The organism is Coriobacteriaceae bacterium (assembly GCA_025992855.1).
Classification (GTDB): Bacteria; Actinomycetota; Coriobacteriia; order Coriobacteriales; family Coriobacteriaceae; genus Collinsella.
In genome coordinates, this window is the sequence record DAJPGB010000001.1 from 1,530,226 (window position 1) to 1,544,002 (window position 13,777).

Genomic DNA, 13,777 nt, shown 5'->3' on the forward strand with positions numbered 1-13,777 from the left:
AGCGTTCACTGAGAGGGGGTATGCGTTGGCGGAGCGCACCGCACGCGCGCTTTCCGACTGCGCGCAGACAGGTGAAGATGACCCTGGCTGGGACGTTTCCGTTTCGCGCGGGTTCGGCGAGGGGAAGGCCGACCTGCGCGCATGGACGGCGCTCGCGTGGGAAGCGTCGGACGCGCTTCTGTTCGTGGGCGCGGCGGGCATCGCCGTGCGGGCGATCGCGCCGCATGTCGCCTCGAAGGCAAAAGATCCCGCGGTTGTGGTGATCGACGAGGCGGGGCGCTTTGCCGTCCCGCTTTTGTCGGGGCATTTGGGCGGTGCGAACGAGCTTGCGCAAACTGTGGCACGCGCGGCAGGGGCCATCCCCGTCATCACAACGGCGACCGACGTCCGCGGCGTGTGGGCGGTGGATACGTGGGCGCGCTGTGAGGGGCTCGCCGTTTCGAATCCCGAGGCTATCAAGCGAGTGTCGGCGAGGCTGCTTTCGGGCGGGCGCGTGGCGCTCTATTCCGACATGCCGATTTCGGGACAGCCGCCTGAGGGGGTTGACATTGCGTCCGACCGCGCTCGGGCCGATATCGTCGTGTCGCCGTTCGCTGGCGCGAACGCAGGTGCGTCCGTTTGCGCGGCGGAGACAACGGGCGAGGTCGTGCCCGCCGGAGAGACGGGGAAGCCGGCGGGCGTGCGGGCGCAGGCGCCTGCGCCCGAACCGCTTCGCCTTGTCGTGCCCTGCATCGTTGCGGGCATAGGGTGCCGTCGCGGTGCGTGCGCCGAAGCGATCGGGGAGGCGTTTCTTCTCGCGTGCGGGCAGGCGGGTATCTCGCCTTCGGCCGTGCGCAAGGCGGCGACGATCGACGTGAAGGCGCACGAGGAGGGTCTGCTCGCCTTCTGCCGCGCGCGCAATATTCCGCTTGCGACGTATTCCGCAGATGAGTTGTCGCAAGTCGATGGCAGCGTTTCGCCATCTGATTTCGTGCGCGCGACGGTGGGGGTCGACAACGTGTGCGAGCGCGCGGCGCTCGCGGACGGGGGCAAACTTATCTTCCCGAAGCTCGCTCACAGCGGCGTGACCGTCGCGTTTTCCAAGGTAACTATCGAACTTTCGTTTAAGGAGCGGTGATGGGAAAGCTCTTCGTGGTGGGGATCGGCCCGGGCGGCCCCGACGGTATGACGATTGCGGCTCGGCGCGCGCTCGAGGCGGTCGACATCGTTGTGGGGTACACGAAATACGTGGAGCTCGCGCTCGCCGCCGTGCCCGACGCGGCGCATCTCGCGACGCCGATGATGCACGAGGTCGAACGGTGCCGCCTGGCGCTTTCGCGCGCGCAGAGCGGAGAAGCCGTGGCGCTCGTGTGCAGCGGTGACGCGGGCGTGTACGGCATGGCGAGCCCCGTGCTGGAGCTTGCGGAGGACTACCCCGATGTAGACGTGGAAGTTATCGCCGGGGCCACCGCGGCTCAGAGCGGGTCGGCGGTGCTCGGCGCCCCGCTTGCCCACGACTTCGCGGTCGTGTCGCTCTCCGACCTGCTCACGCCGTGGGAGGTCATCGAGCGCAGGCTCGCCGCCGTGGCGAGCGCCGACTTCTGCATCTGTTTGTACAACCCGCGCAGTAGAAAGCGCGCCGACAGACTCTCGCGCGCGGCGAAGATTATGCTCGAATGGAAGGCCCCCGATACGCTCTGCGGCTGGGTACGCAACATCGGGCGCGAGGGGCAGCAGTCGGGCATGTGCAGGCTCTCCGAGCTGGGGGAGTTCGACGCCGACATGTTCACCACCGTGTTCGTCGGCAACGCGGACACGAAGCGCGTAGGCGGCCGTATGGTCACGCCGCGCGGGTATCGGGAGATTCCATGCGAAAGGTAACAATCATCGGGGTGGGGCCCGGAAACCCCGACTTGCTCTCGCGCGCCGCGCTCGACGCGATCGGCTTCGCCGACGTGATCATCGGCGCTCATCGCGCGCTTGTCGGCATCGACGTGCCGCCCGACGTGGTGAGATGCGAGCTCGTGAAGACGGCGGACATCGTCGCCGCGCTCACCGATGCGGCGTCGTGGCAGCGCGCCGTGGTCGTTATGACGGGCGATGTGGGGCTGTTCAGCGGCGCGCGCCGCCTGGTGGAGGCGCTCTCCGGCGACGCGCAGGTGGACGTGCGCGTCATTCCCGGCATAAGCTCAGCGTCGTATCTCGCCGCGCGCCTCGGGCGTCCATGGCAGGATTGGCGCTTCGCGAGCGCTCACGGCGTGGCGTGCGACATCGTGGCCGAGGCCGAGCGCGCAGGTGAGCTCTTCCTCGTCACGTCGGGCGGGGAAGATCCCTCGCGGCTTTCGGGCGAGCTTGTGCAGGCGGGCTTCGGGGACGCGCGCGTGACGGTGGCCGAGCGCCTGTCGTACCCCGACGAGCGCATCACCTGCGCGACCGCAAGTGAAATCGCAGGTCAGACGTTCGACGACTTGAACGTGATGCTTATCGAGTTCGCAGGCTGCGCCGGTTCGCCTGCGGGCTCTAGCGCAGCCTCCGAGGCGCCGGCCGGCGCGTCTGCGCCCGCGGCGGCTTCTTTCGCGGCGGACTCTGCGGGCGCATCCCGCGCCGCGAGCTCCCGCTGGCCGTACGCTTCCTCGGGCATTCCCGACGAGCTCTTCATCCGCGGCGACGTTCCCATGACCAAGCAGGAGGTGCGCGCCGTCGCGCTCGCGAAGCTGCGCCTTACCGCGACCGACACCGTGTGGGATGTCGGCGCCGGCACGGGGAGCGTTTCGATCGAGGCGGCGCTCGTCGCGCGAGCGGGGTCGGTATGGGCGGTCGAGCGCAACGCGGCCGGCGTGCGGCTCATCCGAGAGAACGCGGATGCATTCGGGTGCGGCAACGTGCATGCCGTTCCCGGTGTCGCCCCCGAAGCGCTCGCGAAACTGCCCGTCCCCGACGCCGTGTTCGTCGGCGGGAGCGCGGGCGAGCTTCCCTCCATCGTGGAGGCGGCGCTCGAGAAGAACTCGCAGGTTCGCCTGTGCGTGCCATGCGTCACCGTTGAGACGCTCACCGAGGCGTTCGCGCTCCTCTCGGGTTCGCGCTTTAAGGGGTTCGAGGCGTGCCAGGTGTCGGCCGCCCGTGCCGAGGCTGTAGGCTCGCACCATCTTATGAAGGCGCAAAACCCCGTGTTCCTCGTCAGCGCACGTGGTGCAGGTGGGGAAGGCGGCGCCCGGTGAGCACGTCCATCCCGCGCTTCATGGTCACTGCGCCCTCGAGCGGGAGCGGCAAGACGGTCTTAACGTGCGCGCTCCTGCGCGCGCTCGCGCGCCGCGGCCTTGCATGCGCGGCCTTCAAATGCGGCCCCGACTACATCGACCCGCTCTTTCATCGCCGCGTCGTGGGTGCGCGCTCGGGCAACTTAGACGGCTTCTTCACCGACGCCCCGACGCTGCGCGCCCTGCTCGCACGCGGCGCCGCAGGCGCGGATGTCGCGGTACTCGAGGGGGTTATGGGCTTCTACGACGGCATGGCGCCCGGCGTGGCCGACGCGAGTAGCTACCAGGTTGCGCGCGACACGGAAACGCCGGTCGTTTTAGTGGTGAACGGGCGCGGGGCGTCTTTATCGCTCGCCGCCGTAATCCATGGCATCGCCGAGTTCCTGCCTTGTGCGAACGTGCGCGGCGTCGTGCTGAACAAGACGAGCGCCGCTGCCTGCGCCTACGCGGCGCCTGCGATCGAGAAGCACACGGGCGTCACAGTTTTGGGGAATATCCCCGCCGACGAGGCGTTCTCGCTCGAAAGCCGGCATCTGGGGCTTGTGACCGCCGACGAGGTCGAGCAGCTCTCCGCGCGCATCGACAAGATGGCCGAGCTGGTGGAAAAGAGCGTCGACGTCGATCGCTTGCTCGAAATAGCGGCGACGGCACCCGATATCCGCGAGGAACCTTACCGGTTGGAGCTGATCGCGGGAGCGCGGCCCATCGTCGCCGTCGCACGTGACGAGGCGTTCTCGTTCTACTACGAGGAGAACCTGCGCGCGCTCGAGGACCTTGGTTGCGAGCTGGCCTTTTTCAGCCCCCTGTGTGATAGCGAGTTGCCCCGGGGGACAAGCGCCCTCTATCTGGGGGGCGGCTACCCGGAGCTCCATGCGCGGCAGCTCTCCGAGAACGCGCCGATGCGCGAAGCGGTGCGGCGCGCGGTGGAATCCGGCATGCCGACGGTCGCCGAATGCGGTGGGTTTCTGTACCTGCAGCGCGAAATCGCCGATAGCGAGGGGCGGCGCTGGCCTGTTGCGGGCGCCCTTGAGGGCGCAAGCGAGAACGGGGGAAGGCTGTCCCATTTCGGGTACGTGGAGCTCACTTCCCAACGCGACGGGCTCTACGGGCCGCGCGGCACACGCATCCGCGCGCACGAATTCCATTACTGGCAGTCCACCTGCCCGGGCGGCGACTTCTGGGCGCAGAAGCCCCGGCGCGACAAGGGCTGGCCGTGCATGACGGCCACCCCGTCCCTGGTGGCGGGCTTTCCGCATGTGTACTATCCCGCGAACCCCGACGTTGCGCGCGCGTTCGCATCTGCCGCAGCGTCGTTCGCAGAGAGGAGACGGCATGGCTGAAACAACCGAAACCGCGCTTGCCTGCATTCGCGAGGAAGTCGAGCGCGCGTTCTCGTCGGCGCCGGGCGCCGTGCTCGAAGCCGCGCTCTCCCGGATCGCGCCCGCAGACGAATGCGCCCGCGCCGCCGCGTACGCCGCGTGGGACTCCATCGCGCACCCCTTGGGGGGATTGGGCGACTTTGAAGACGCCGTCGCGTGTATCGCTGCAGCTCAGGGGAGCGCCGAGGTGGCCGAGTTTCCCCGTGCGCTCGCGGTATTCTTCTCCGACAACGGGGTCGTTGCCGAAGGCGTGTCGCAAAGCGGGCAAGACGTGACGCGAGCCGTCGCGCGCAACATGTGCGAGGGGGCCACGAGCGCCTGCCGCATGGCGGCGTTCGCGGATGCCGAGGTCGTGCCCGTCGACGTGGGTATGGCCCGGGGCATAGAAGACGCGCGCATGGTGCGCGCGAACGTGCGGCGGGGGAGTGGCAACATCGCGCACGGCTCCGCTATGTCTCGAGATGGGGCCGTGCGCGCGATCGAGGTCGGAATTGCCGTCGCGTGCGGGCTTGCCCGCGCCGGCGTGCGCCTTCTCGCCGCGGGCGAGATGGGCATCGGCAACACGACCACCTCGGCGGCGGTGGCCGCAGTGCTCATCCGGGCGGACGCGCGGAGCCTCGTCGGGCGCGGCGCGGGGCTCTCGGACGCCTCGCTCGCGCGCAAGCGCGACGTGGTCGAGCGCGCTATCGACGCGAACTCGCCCGATCCCGCCGACCCAATCGACGTGCTCTCGAAGGTGGGCGGCTTCGACATCGCGGCGATGTGCGGCTTCTACCTGGGGGCCGCGGCCTCGAAGGCGCCGGCGCTCCTCGACGGGGTCATATCCTGCACGGCGGCCCTGTGCGCGGCGCGCCTGTGCCCCAACGCCTTGGGCTACCTCGTGGGTACCCACGCATCAAGCGAACCCGCAAGCCAGGAGCTCCTTCGCGAGCTCGGCATAAAGGCACCCCTCGACGCAGGCATGCACTTGGGTGAGGGCGCGGGCGCCATGGCGTATCTGCCCCTTCTGGATTCGGCGCTGCGCGTGTACCGGGATGGGAAGACGTTCACGGCGACTGGCATGGCTGCTTACGAGCATTTCGAGGCCGGGAAATGACGGTGACGCTCGTCATCGGCGCCGCCGCGAGCGGCAAGAGCGCCTACGCCGAGTCCCTGTGCCTCGGGCACGACGGCCCTCGCGTGTACCTGGCAACGATGGAGCCCTTCGGGGAAGATGGCGCCCGCCGCATCGCGCGCCATCGGGCGCTGCGCGAAGGCAAAGGGTTTTCCACCCTCGAGTGCTCGCGTGACGTGGGCGCCGCAGCGCCCGGGCTTCCGCGCGGCTGCACACTTCTTTTGGAGGACGTGGGCAACCTGGTTGCGAACGAGCTCTTCGCGGAAGGCGGCTTGTCCCCGCGTGACCCCGACGCTGCGGCGCGCGAGGTACTCGGAGGCATCGAACGGCTCGCTCAGGCCGCTGCGTATACGGTGGTGGTCACCGTCGACGTGTTCGCCGATGGGATGCGCTACGATGAAGGGACCGAGGCATGGAGGCGCGCGCTCGCGCGCGTGAACGCGGGCGTGGCGGCGCTGGCCGACCATGCAGTCGAAGTGGTATGCGGGATTCCCGTGTGGATGAAAGGCGAAGGACCTACAAGGTGAAGATAGCAGAGGCAATCGGCGCGGCGTTCGGAACGTTCTCGCGCATCCCCGTCCCGAAATCGGCCTGGACCGATTTCGGGTCAACCCATGCACTTGCCGCGTTTCCCCTGGTGGGCCTTGCGGAAGGCTTCCTCATGACGGCGTGGGGGCACGTGGCGAACCTGCTCGGCGTGCCCGCGACCATCGTCGCGGCCGTGCTCGCGGCGCTGCCTGTGGCAGTGACGGGAGGCATCCACCTAGACGGGCTCTGCGACACCTCCGATGCGCTTGCAAGTTGGGCCCCGCGCGAGCGAAAGCTCGAGATCATGCACGATCCGCGGGCGGGCGCCTTCGGGGTCATCGGTGTTGTTGTGTACCTTATTCTGCAGTTTTCCCTGTTCACCGCGCTGCCGCTTACGGCGGGGGCGTTCCTCGCGCTTCTGTGCTCGCTCGTGTTCTCCCGCGCGCTTTCGGGACTCGCCGTTGAATGCTGGCCTGCCGCGCGGGCGGACGGCATGGCCGCGGGGCTCTCGCCTGCGAAGAAGCGCGCGGCGATCGTCGTGCCGCTTTGCGCTTTCGCTGCGGCTTCGGCTGCAGGGATGGTCGCGTGCGCTCAGGCCGTCGGCGCCTTTATGGCGGTGGCGGGGCTTTTGGTGCTCGCGTGGTACCGCCATGTTGCCCTGTCCCGCTTCGGCGGGGTGACGGGGGATTTGGCCGGATGGTTTCTGCAATGGGCCGAGCTCGCGATGCTTGCCATGCTGGTGGTGGGGGGCATGCTCCTATGATGCTCGTGGTAGGTGGCGCGCATTCGGGGAAGAGGACCTTCGTGCGCGAAAAACTCGGGTTCGCGGCGGACGATTTCGTCGACGCGGCGCAGCTTGCGGAGGGCGGCGTGCCCGCGGCTTTTGCCGGCCGCGTCGCATACCGTGCTGAGGAACTCGTACGCGCGCTCGACGCTGACCGGGCGCTCGAGCGGCTGATCGGCTTCGACGCAGTGATTCTGCCCTTGGTCGGCTCGGGGGTCGTCCCCATGAGTGCGGAAGACGCCCAATGGCGCGAGCGCGCGGGGCGCCTGGGATGCGCGCTCGCTGCGCGCGCCGACGTCGTCGTGCGCATGACGTGCGGGATTCCCCAGGTCATCAAAGGAAACCTTGCCGATGCACCTCGAGGGACGCAGGGCGCGGGTGCGCTTTTGGAAGTCGTCTTCGTGCGCCATGGTGCCACGGCGGGTACGGAAGACCATCGCTACAGCGGGGCGGGCACCGACGAGCCCCTGTCGAGTGCGGGCGAGCGCGCTTTGCGCGACCTCGCGTGCGATCGTGACGTGTTCCGTGTTATCACGAGCGGCATGGCCCGCACCGACCAGACGGCGCGCATCCTCTTCCCGAACGCGGAGCTTATGGCGTGCCCCGGTCTGCGCGAGATGGATTTCGGCGACTTCGAGGGGCGAAGCGCCGCCGAGCTTAAAGAGGATGCGCGCTATCGCGCCTGGGTAGACTCCTGGTGCGAGACGCGCTGCCCGCATGGCGAGGGCAAGAGCGATTTCACCCGCCGCGTCATCGCGGCGTTTCGGGAGGCGTGCGAATCGGAGCGCGCCCAGGGGAGTGGGCGCGCCGTCTTCGTCGTTCACGCGGGTACCGTGAAAGCGCTGCTCTCCGAGCTAGCTGTCCCGAAAATGGGATACTTCGACGTGCATACCGAGCCGGGCGGCGCATGGGCCGCCACTTGGGATGGGCGCTGCCTTCGCGACGTTCGCCCCGCTTCGGGGGGCGATGCCCGGTGATGACGATTCTTGCCGTCGCCGCCGGGTTCGCGGCCGACCTTGCCTTCGGCGACCCGCGCTGGCTTCCCCATCCCGTCGTCGCCATGGGGCGCGCGATCACGTGGGCCGAAGGCCGCCTGCGGGGCGCATTCCCGCAAACGTCCGCGGGCACGCGCACCGCAGGGCTTGTGCTCGCCGTGGCGCTTCCGCTTGCGTGTGGGCTTTTGACCTGGGGAATCCTGCATCTTTGCGGCATGGTTCACTCCGGCTTGCGCTTCGTGGCCGAGGCATGGGCGAGCTATCAGATTCTCGCGGCATGCGAGCTGCGCCGCCAGAGCCTGGCCGTTGCCCGCGCGTTCTCGAAGGGCGGACTTGTCGCGGCGCGCGAAGCCGTCGGGCTCATCGTGGGACGTGACACGTCTGTTCTCGACGAGCAGGGCGTCGCGCGCGCCGCCGTGGAAACGGTGGCGGAGAACGCGAGCGACGGTGTCATCGCGCCGCTTTTCTACCTTATGATCGGGGGTGCGCCCTTGGGCATGGCGTACAAGGCGGTGAACACGCTCGACAGCATGGTGGGCTACAAAAACGAGCGCTACATCGACTTCGGCTGCGCCTCGGCGCGCCTCGACGATGCGGTGAACTGGATTCCCTCGCGGTTATCGGCCCTGCTCATGATCGCCGTGTGCCCGATCGTCGGGCTCGACGCGCGCGGGGCGGCGCGCATCTGGCGCCGCGACAGGCGTCGCCATGCGAGCCCGAACGCGGCGCAGACCGAGTCGGCGTGCGCGGGTGCGCTCGGACTGCGCCTGGCAGGACCCGCGGTGTATTTCGGCAAGCTCGTTGAGAAACCGACGATAGGCGACGCGTCCTGCGAAATCGAGTGGGGCGACATCGCCCGGGCGACAAGGCTCATGCTCGCCGCGTCCGTATGCGCGCTCGTCGTCTTCGGCGCCGCGCGCGCGGCGGTCGTGCTCGCCGTGGGGGCGATGGCATGAGGAAAGACCACGCCGCGCCCCGGGCTGCCGGGGGAATCCTGCGCGCCCGCACGCATGGGGGCAGCGCGCAATCGCTCGGCATCGCTTGCGAAGGGGGTGCCTCCGACCTCATTGACTTCTCGGTGAACGTGAATCCGGCAGGCCCCTCGCCGCGCGCCGTCGCCGCAGCTTGCAAGGCGCTTTCTCGAATCGACGCCTACCCCGATAGGGAAAGCCTCGCCCTCGTTCGCGCCCTAGCGCGCGACCAGGGCATTCCCGAAGATACTATCGTCTGCGGCGCGGGCGCGTCCGACATCATCTGGCGGCTCGCCGCGGCGGTGCGCCCGAAACGCATCGTCGTGTGCGCGCCGACGTTCTCTGAATATGCGGAGGCGGCATCGTACTACGGCGCATGCGTGCAGGAGTTCCCGCTCTCCGAAGCGGACGACTTCGACGTGCCCGCCTCCTTCGCCCGCGCGATCGAGGGGCCGGGAGACGTGGCGTACCTCTGCAATCCGAACAACCCGACGGGGCGCCTCGTCGACCCCCGTGTGATCGATGCCGCGGCTTGCCGCTGCGAGCAGGTGGGCGCGCTGCTCGTCGTGGACGAGTGCTTCCTCGGATTTGCGCCCGACGCCCGCGAAAGGAGCGTGGCCGCACGCGCCGCGTGTTCGCGCCATGTGGCCGTGCTCTCCGCGTTCACCAAGCTCTACGGAATGGCGGGGTTGCGGTTGGGATATCTGATCAGCGGAAACGCCCAACTCATCGAGGGGATTCGCCGGGCGGGGCAGGCGTGGCCCGTCTCTTCGGTCGCCGAGGCCGCGGGTATCGCCGCCCTGGAAGACGTCGAATACGTCTCGCGCACGCGCGATGTATTGGAGGGCGAGCGAGCGTGGCTTTCCCACGAGCTCTCCTCGCTCGGGCTTTCCGTCGTGCCGTCGGATGCGAACTTCCTTTTAGTCCGCACGCCGGCGAAAGACATCCCCGAGCGCCTGTATGATCAGGGGGTTTTGGTCCGCACGTGCGACTCGTTTTCGGTACTGTCCCGTTTCTGGTGCCGCGTCGCGGTGCGCACGCGCAAGGAGAACGCCCGGCTTGCGATGGCGTTCGGCCGTGCGCTTCGGGCGGAAGACGCATCGGGCGAAGGCGAACCCGACGAACGGGGCGGCGCTTCTTTCAGCGGCGCTATGGCGGGCGCGGATGGCCGAGGCTTGGCGAAGGAGGTCGATACCCGTGGGTAGGGCCAAGCCCATCATGATCCAGGGCACCATGTCGAACGCGGGGAAGAGCCTGCTCGCGGCGGGGCTGTGCCGCGTACTTTCGCAGGACGGCCTGCGCGTGACTCCCTTCAAGAGCCAGAACATGGCACTCAACAGCGGCGTCACGGCCGACGGGCTCGAGATGGGGCGCGCCCAGATCATGCAGGCCGAGGCGTGCGGCATCGCGCCCGACGTGCGCATGAACCCCATCCTGCTCAAGCCCGAAAGCGGCCACCGAAGCCAGCTCATCGTGGCCGGCAAGGCGCAGGGAGCCTTCGCTGCGAGGGACTACTTCGCGCGAAAGAAGGCGCTCATGCCGCAGATTTTGGAGGCGTTCGATTCGCTCGCGGAGGAAAACGACGTCATCGTCATCGAGGGCGCCGGCAGCCCCGCCGAAATCAACCTTGCCGAAAATGACATCGTCAACATGGGGCTCGCGCGCGCCGTGTCCTCCCCCGTGCTGCTTGCGGGCGACATCGACCCGGGCGGGGTATTTGCCCAGCTCTACGGCACGGTCGCGCTCCTTGCGCCCGAGGACCGCGCGCTTTTGCGGGGGCTTGTGGTGAACAAGTTCCGCGGCGATGTGGAAATCCTGCGCCCGGGTTTGGCCCCGCTCGAGAAGATGTGCGGGGTTCCCGTCGTGGGGGTCGTGCCGTATCTCACGCTTGACCTGGACGACGAGGACTCGCTCGCGCCGCGCCTATCTGCCCGCGAGGCGCGCGGCGTCATCGACGTCGCCGTCGTGCGTCTTCCGCATCTGTCGAACTTCACCGACTTCGACCCGCTTTCGCGCGTGCCCGGCGTGGGCGTGCGCTACGTTTCCTCGACGACCGATCTGGGCCGACCCGACCTGGTGGTGCTTCCCGGCTCGAAGACTACGCTCGACGACGCGCGTTGGCTTGCGGCTAGCGGCATCGGAGCCTGTGTACGCGCGCTTTCGGGCGCGGGCACGCCGGTGCTCGGCATATGCGGAGGCTACCAGCTTTTGGGAGACGAGCTTTCCGACCCGCACGGCAGGGAAGGCGCTGGCACCGCGCGCGGGCTCGGGCTCATCCCTGCAAGTACGGTTTTCAAGGAGGAAAAGCGCCTCGCCCAGTCGGAGCTGCGCATCACGGGCGCCCAAGGCGCGTTCTCGGTGTGGAACGGCATGATGGCGCGCGGGTACGAGATTCACGACGGCGAAACGACCGTCTCCTGCGCCCCTGCGGGCACGATTGGCGGCAAACCGGAAGGCGCGGCCTGCGGTAACGTGTTCGGAACCTATCTCCACGGCCTGTTCGACGAACCGGGGGTGGCGCTCGCCCTCGCGCGCTCACTCGCGCGCATGCGCGGCCTGCCCGAGAACGTCGTGGGTGCTGCGGGCGCGGCGTCCGCGGCCGATCACCGTGCGCGCGAGTTCGACCGCCTGGCCGACGTCGTGCGCGGGGCGCTCGACATGGAGTATGTCTACCGCATTATCGAGGAGGGCGTATGATCCACGTGTATCATGGCGACGGCAAAGGCAAGACCACGGCGGCGATGGGCCTCGCCCTTCGCATGCTCGCTGCAGGCCGCCGCGTCGTCGTCGTGCAGTTCCTGAAAGACGGCGAAAGCGGGGAGGTGTGCCTGCTCGCCGAGCATTTCGGCGTGCCCGTGTTCGCGGGGAAGGCGTCGGACAAGTTTAGCTGGTCGATGACGTCGGAAGAACTTGCCGCGACGTGCGAGCTGCACGATGGGAACCTCGCTTCCGCGCTCGCCGAGCTCGAGGGCGCGCAAGAGGGACTGCTCGTGCTCGACGAGGCACTCGACGCGCTTTCGAAGGGGCTTGTCGACGAGGCGCTCGTGGACCGCGCGCTCGATATGTCCGCGCGCGGCGTCGAAGTAGCGCTCACCGGGCGCGCGCCTTCCCGCAAGATCGTGGAGAAGGCCGACTACATAACCGAGATGCGGTGCGAGAAACATCCCTACGAGCAGGGGATATGTGCAAGGGAAGGAGTGGAGTACTAGATGGATTCCAAGGAGATGGCGCCCGGCGACATCGAGCGGCGCAGCTTCGAGATCATCACCGAAGAGCTCGGCGGCCGCACGTTCCCGCCGCTCGAAGAGCCCGTCGTGAAGCGCGTCATCCACACCACTGCCGACTTCTCGTACGCCGATTCCCTCGTGTTCACCCATGACGCCGCGCACTGTGCGCTCGACGCACTGCGCGCAGGGGCCACGGTGCTCACCGACACGAACATGGCGCTCGCAGGCATAAGCAAGCCCGCGCTCGCGAAGCTCGGCTGCAAGGCCGTGTGCTACATGGCCGACCCTGATGTCGCCGCGGCTGCGCGCGCCGCGGGCACGACTCGCGCCGTTGCGAGCATGGACAAAGCTTGCGGCATCGAGGGTCCGCTCATCGTGGCCGTCGGCAACGCTCCCACAGCACTTCTGCGCCTCGCCGAGCTCATGGACGCGGGGAAGATCGCGCCCGCGCTCGTCGTTGGGGTGCCGGTCGGGTTTGTGAACGTGGTCGAGGCGAAAGAGGAGCTACTCGCGCGACGCGTGCCGGCCATCGTCGCGAGGGGTCGCAAGGGCGGCTCGACCGTGGCGGCCGCCATTATGAACGCGCTGCTCTACCAGATCACGCGCACAGGCGGCCCGAAGTGACGGCGCCCGCATCCGCGCCGGCGCTGCGCATCTTCGCCGGCACCACCGAGGGCCGCCTTCTGTGCGAATGGGCGAGCGGGGCGGGAATCCCCGCCCGTGCCTACGCGGCAACCGAGTACGGAGGCGAGCTTTTGGGCGAGCTTCCGGGCATCGAGGTGCATGCGGGTAGGCTCGACGAGGCCGACATGGAGCGTGAGCTTTCCGGCGCGCGCATCGTCGTCGACGCCACGCACCCCTTCGCTACGCTCGCAAGCGGCAACATCCGGGCCGCTTCGCTCGCTGTGGGCGCACAATGCCTGCGCCTTGCGCGCCCGGTCGAGGCGCTGCCCAAAGGCATCGTCTCGGTCGCGTCGATCGCCTGCGCGGCGCGCTTTCTCTCCGAGAACCCGGGTCGCGCTCTTCTCACGACGGGGAGCAAGGAGCTTGCTCCCTACACGAGCGTCGCCGATTTCGCGGAGCGCTTCTTCGTGCGTGTGCTCCCGCTGCCCGGTGCTATAACGAAGTGCATCGACGCGGGGTTTTCGCCGTCGCACGTCATCGGCATGCAGGGGCCCTTCACCCGCGAGCTCAACGAGGCGATGCTTCGGCAGGTGGGCGCCCAGTGGCTTGTGACCAAGGACTCGGGAACCGTAGGCGGCACGGCCGAGAAGATCGCCTCCGCGCGCGACGTGGGAGCGCGCTGCATCGTGGTCGCCCGTCCCGCCGAGGGAGGCGGGGCCCTTTCGCTTCGGGAAGTGGAAGACGCGCTCTTACGGGAGTTCGCGCGCTAGGCGCTCGCCGCGCCTGCGCGCCCTCTCGCCCGCGAGGAGGAGCGCCCCGAGCAAGCTCGACCCGTACAAGCCCGTCATCCATCAATAGCTCGAGGACGACGCCCAGAACTGGCGCAAACAGCCCTTCAATAAGTTGCGGTGAAATAGTG

General features: G+C 68.4%; 14 protein-coding genes. All 14 read left to right on the forward strand.

Going from position 1 to position 13,777, the window contains the following annotated elements:
- Window positions 1-25: 25 nt before the first annotated feature.
- From OIL88_06460 to cobK, 14 genes are read left to right on the forward strand one after another with little or no spacing between them, the layout of a single operon-like run.
- Window positions 26-1,117, forward strand: a complete 1,092-nt coding sequence (locus tag OIL88_06460; GenBank protein HJI72005.1) for a cobalamin biosynthesis protein — start codon at window positions 26-28, stop codon at window positions 1,115-1,117.
- Window positions 1,117-1,860 (forward strand): precorrin-3B C(17)-methyltransferase, encoded by a 744-nt coding sequence (gene cobJ / locus OIL88_06465; GenBank protein HJI72006.1) that lies wholly within the window; start codon window positions 1,117-1,119, stop codon window positions 1,858-1,860. The genes OIL88_06460 and cobJ overlap by 1 nt, the downstream gene beginning before the upstream one ends.
- On the forward strand, window positions 1,848-3,197 hold the full coding sequence (gene cbiE, locus OIL88_06470) for a precorrin-6y C5,15-methyltransferase (decarboxylating) subunit CbiE (protein HJI72007.1): 1,350 nt from the start codon (window positions 1,848-1,850) through the stop codon (window positions 3,195-3,197). The genes cobJ and cbiE overlap by 13 nt, the downstream gene beginning before the upstream one ends.
- Complete coding sequence (locus OIL88_06475) at window positions 3,194-4,576, forward strand: cobyrinate a,c-diamide synthase (GenBank protein ID HJI72008.1); 1,383 nt, start codon at window positions 3,194-3,196, stop codon at window positions 4,574-4,576. The genes cbiE and OIL88_06475 overlap by 4 nt, the downstream gene beginning before the upstream one ends.
- Entirely contained in the window at window positions 4,569-5,711 is a 1,143-nt protein-coding gene (locus OIL88_06480) for a nicotinate-nucleotide--dimethylbenzimidazole phosphoribosyltransferase (protein ID HJI72009.1), read from the forward strand. Before OIL88_06475 ends, OIL88_06480 begins: the two co-directional genes overlap by 8 nt.
- On the forward strand, window positions 5,708-6,256 hold the full coding sequence (locus tag OIL88_06485) for a bifunctional adenosylcobinamide kinase/adenosylcobinamide-phosphate guanylyltransferase (protein ID HJI72010.1): 549 nt from the start codon (window positions 5,708-5,710) through the stop codon (window positions 6,254-6,256). Before OIL88_06480 ends, OIL88_06485 begins: the two co-directional genes overlap by 4 nt.
- A complete protein-coding gene (locus OIL88_06490) occupies window positions 6,253-7,020 on the forward strand; it encodes an adenosylcobinamide-GDP ribazoletransferase (protein HJI72011.1) in 768 nt (255 codons plus the stop codon). The genes OIL88_06485 and OIL88_06490 overlap by 4 nt, the downstream gene beginning before the upstream one ends.
- Window positions 7,017-8,018 (forward strand): bifunctional adenosylcobinamide kinase/adenosylcobinamide-phosphate guanylyltransferase, encoded by a 1,002-nt coding sequence (locus tag OIL88_06495; GenBank protein HJI72012.1) that lies wholly within the window; start codon window positions 7,017-7,019, stop codon window positions 8,016-8,018. The genes OIL88_06490 and OIL88_06495 overlap by 4 nt, the downstream gene beginning before the upstream one ends.
- Window positions 8,018-8,992, forward strand: a complete 975-nt coding sequence (cbiB, locus tag OIL88_06500; GenBank protein HJI72013.1) for an adenosylcobinamide-phosphate synthase CbiB — start codon at window positions 8,018-8,020, stop codon at window positions 8,990-8,992. Before OIL88_06495 ends, cbiB begins: the two co-directional genes overlap by 1 nt.
- A complete protein-coding gene (locus OIL88_06505; GenBank protein ID HJI72014.1) occupies window positions 8,989-10,212 on the forward strand; it encodes an aminotransferase class I/II-fold pyridoxal phosphate-dependent enzyme in 1,224 nt (407 codons plus the stop codon). The genes cbiB and OIL88_06505 overlap by 4 nt, the downstream gene beginning before the upstream one ends.
- The gene (locus OIL88_06510) at window positions 10,205-11,704 is read left to right on the forward strand and encodes a cobyric acid synthase (protein HJI72015.1); all 1,500 of its coding nucleotides are present in this window, start codon (window positions 10,205-10,207) and stop codon (window positions 11,702-11,704) included. The genes OIL88_06505 and OIL88_06510 overlap by 8 nt, the downstream gene beginning before the upstream one ends.
- Window positions 11,701-12,216 (forward strand): cob(I)yrinic acid a,c-diamide adenosyltransferase, encoded by a 516-nt coding sequence (locus tag OIL88_06515; GenBank protein ID HJI72016.1) that lies wholly within the window; start codon window positions 11,701-11,703, stop codon window positions 12,214-12,216. The genes OIL88_06510 and OIL88_06515 overlap by 4 nt, the downstream gene beginning before the upstream one ends.
- Complete coding sequence (locus OIL88_06520) at window positions 12,217-12,858, forward strand: precorrin-8X methylmutase (protein HJI72017.1); 642 nt, start codon at window positions 12,217-12,219, stop codon at window positions 12,856-12,858.
- Window positions 12,855-13,628, forward strand: coding sequence for a precorrin-6A reductase (gene cobK / locus OIL88_06525; GenBank protein ID HJI72018.1), 774 nt, complete (start codon window positions 12,855-12,857; stop codon window positions 13,626-13,628). Before OIL88_06520 ends, cobK begins: the two co-directional genes overlap by 4 nt.
- Window positions 13,629-13,777: the final 149 nt, after the last annotated feature.

Excerpts from the sequence above, each read along its gene's own strand:
- OIL88_06505 (HJI72014.1), top strand. The coding sequence starts at position 8,989 with ATGAGGAAAGACCACGCCGCGCCCCGGGCTGCCGGGGGAATCCTGCGC.
- cbiB (HJI72013.1), top strand. The coding sequence starts at position 8,018 with ATGACGATTCTTGCCGTCGCCGCCGGGTTCGCGGCCGACCTTGCCTTC.
- cobJ (HJI72006.1), top strand. The coding sequence starts at position 1,117 with ATGGGAAAGCTCTTCGTGGTGGGGATCGGCCCGGGCGGCCCCGACGGT.
- cbiE (HJI72007.1), top strand. The coding sequence starts at position 1,848 with ATGCGAAAGGTAACAATCATCGGGGTGGGGCCCGGAAACCCCGACTTG.
- OIL88_06495 (HJI72012.1), top strand. The coding sequence starts at position 7,017 with ATGATGCTCGTGGTAGGTGGCGCGCATTCGGGGAAGAGGACCTTCGTG.
- OIL88_06480 (HJI72009.1), top strand. The coding sequence starts at position 4,569 with ATGGCTGAAACAACCGAAACCGCGCTTGCCTGCATTCGCGAGGAAGTC.
- OIL88_06515 (HJI72016.1), top strand. The coding sequence starts at position 11,701 with ATGATCCACGTGTATCATGGCGACGGCAAAGGCAAGACCACGGCGGCG.
- OIL88_06520 (HJI72017.1), top strand. The coding sequence starts at position 12,217 with ATGGATTCCAAGGAGATGGCGCCCGGCGACATCGAGCGGCGCAGCTTC.
- OIL88_06485 (HJI72010.1), top strand. The coding sequence starts at position 5,708 with ATGACGGTGACGCTCGTCATCGGCGCCGCCGCGAGCGGCAAGAGCGCC.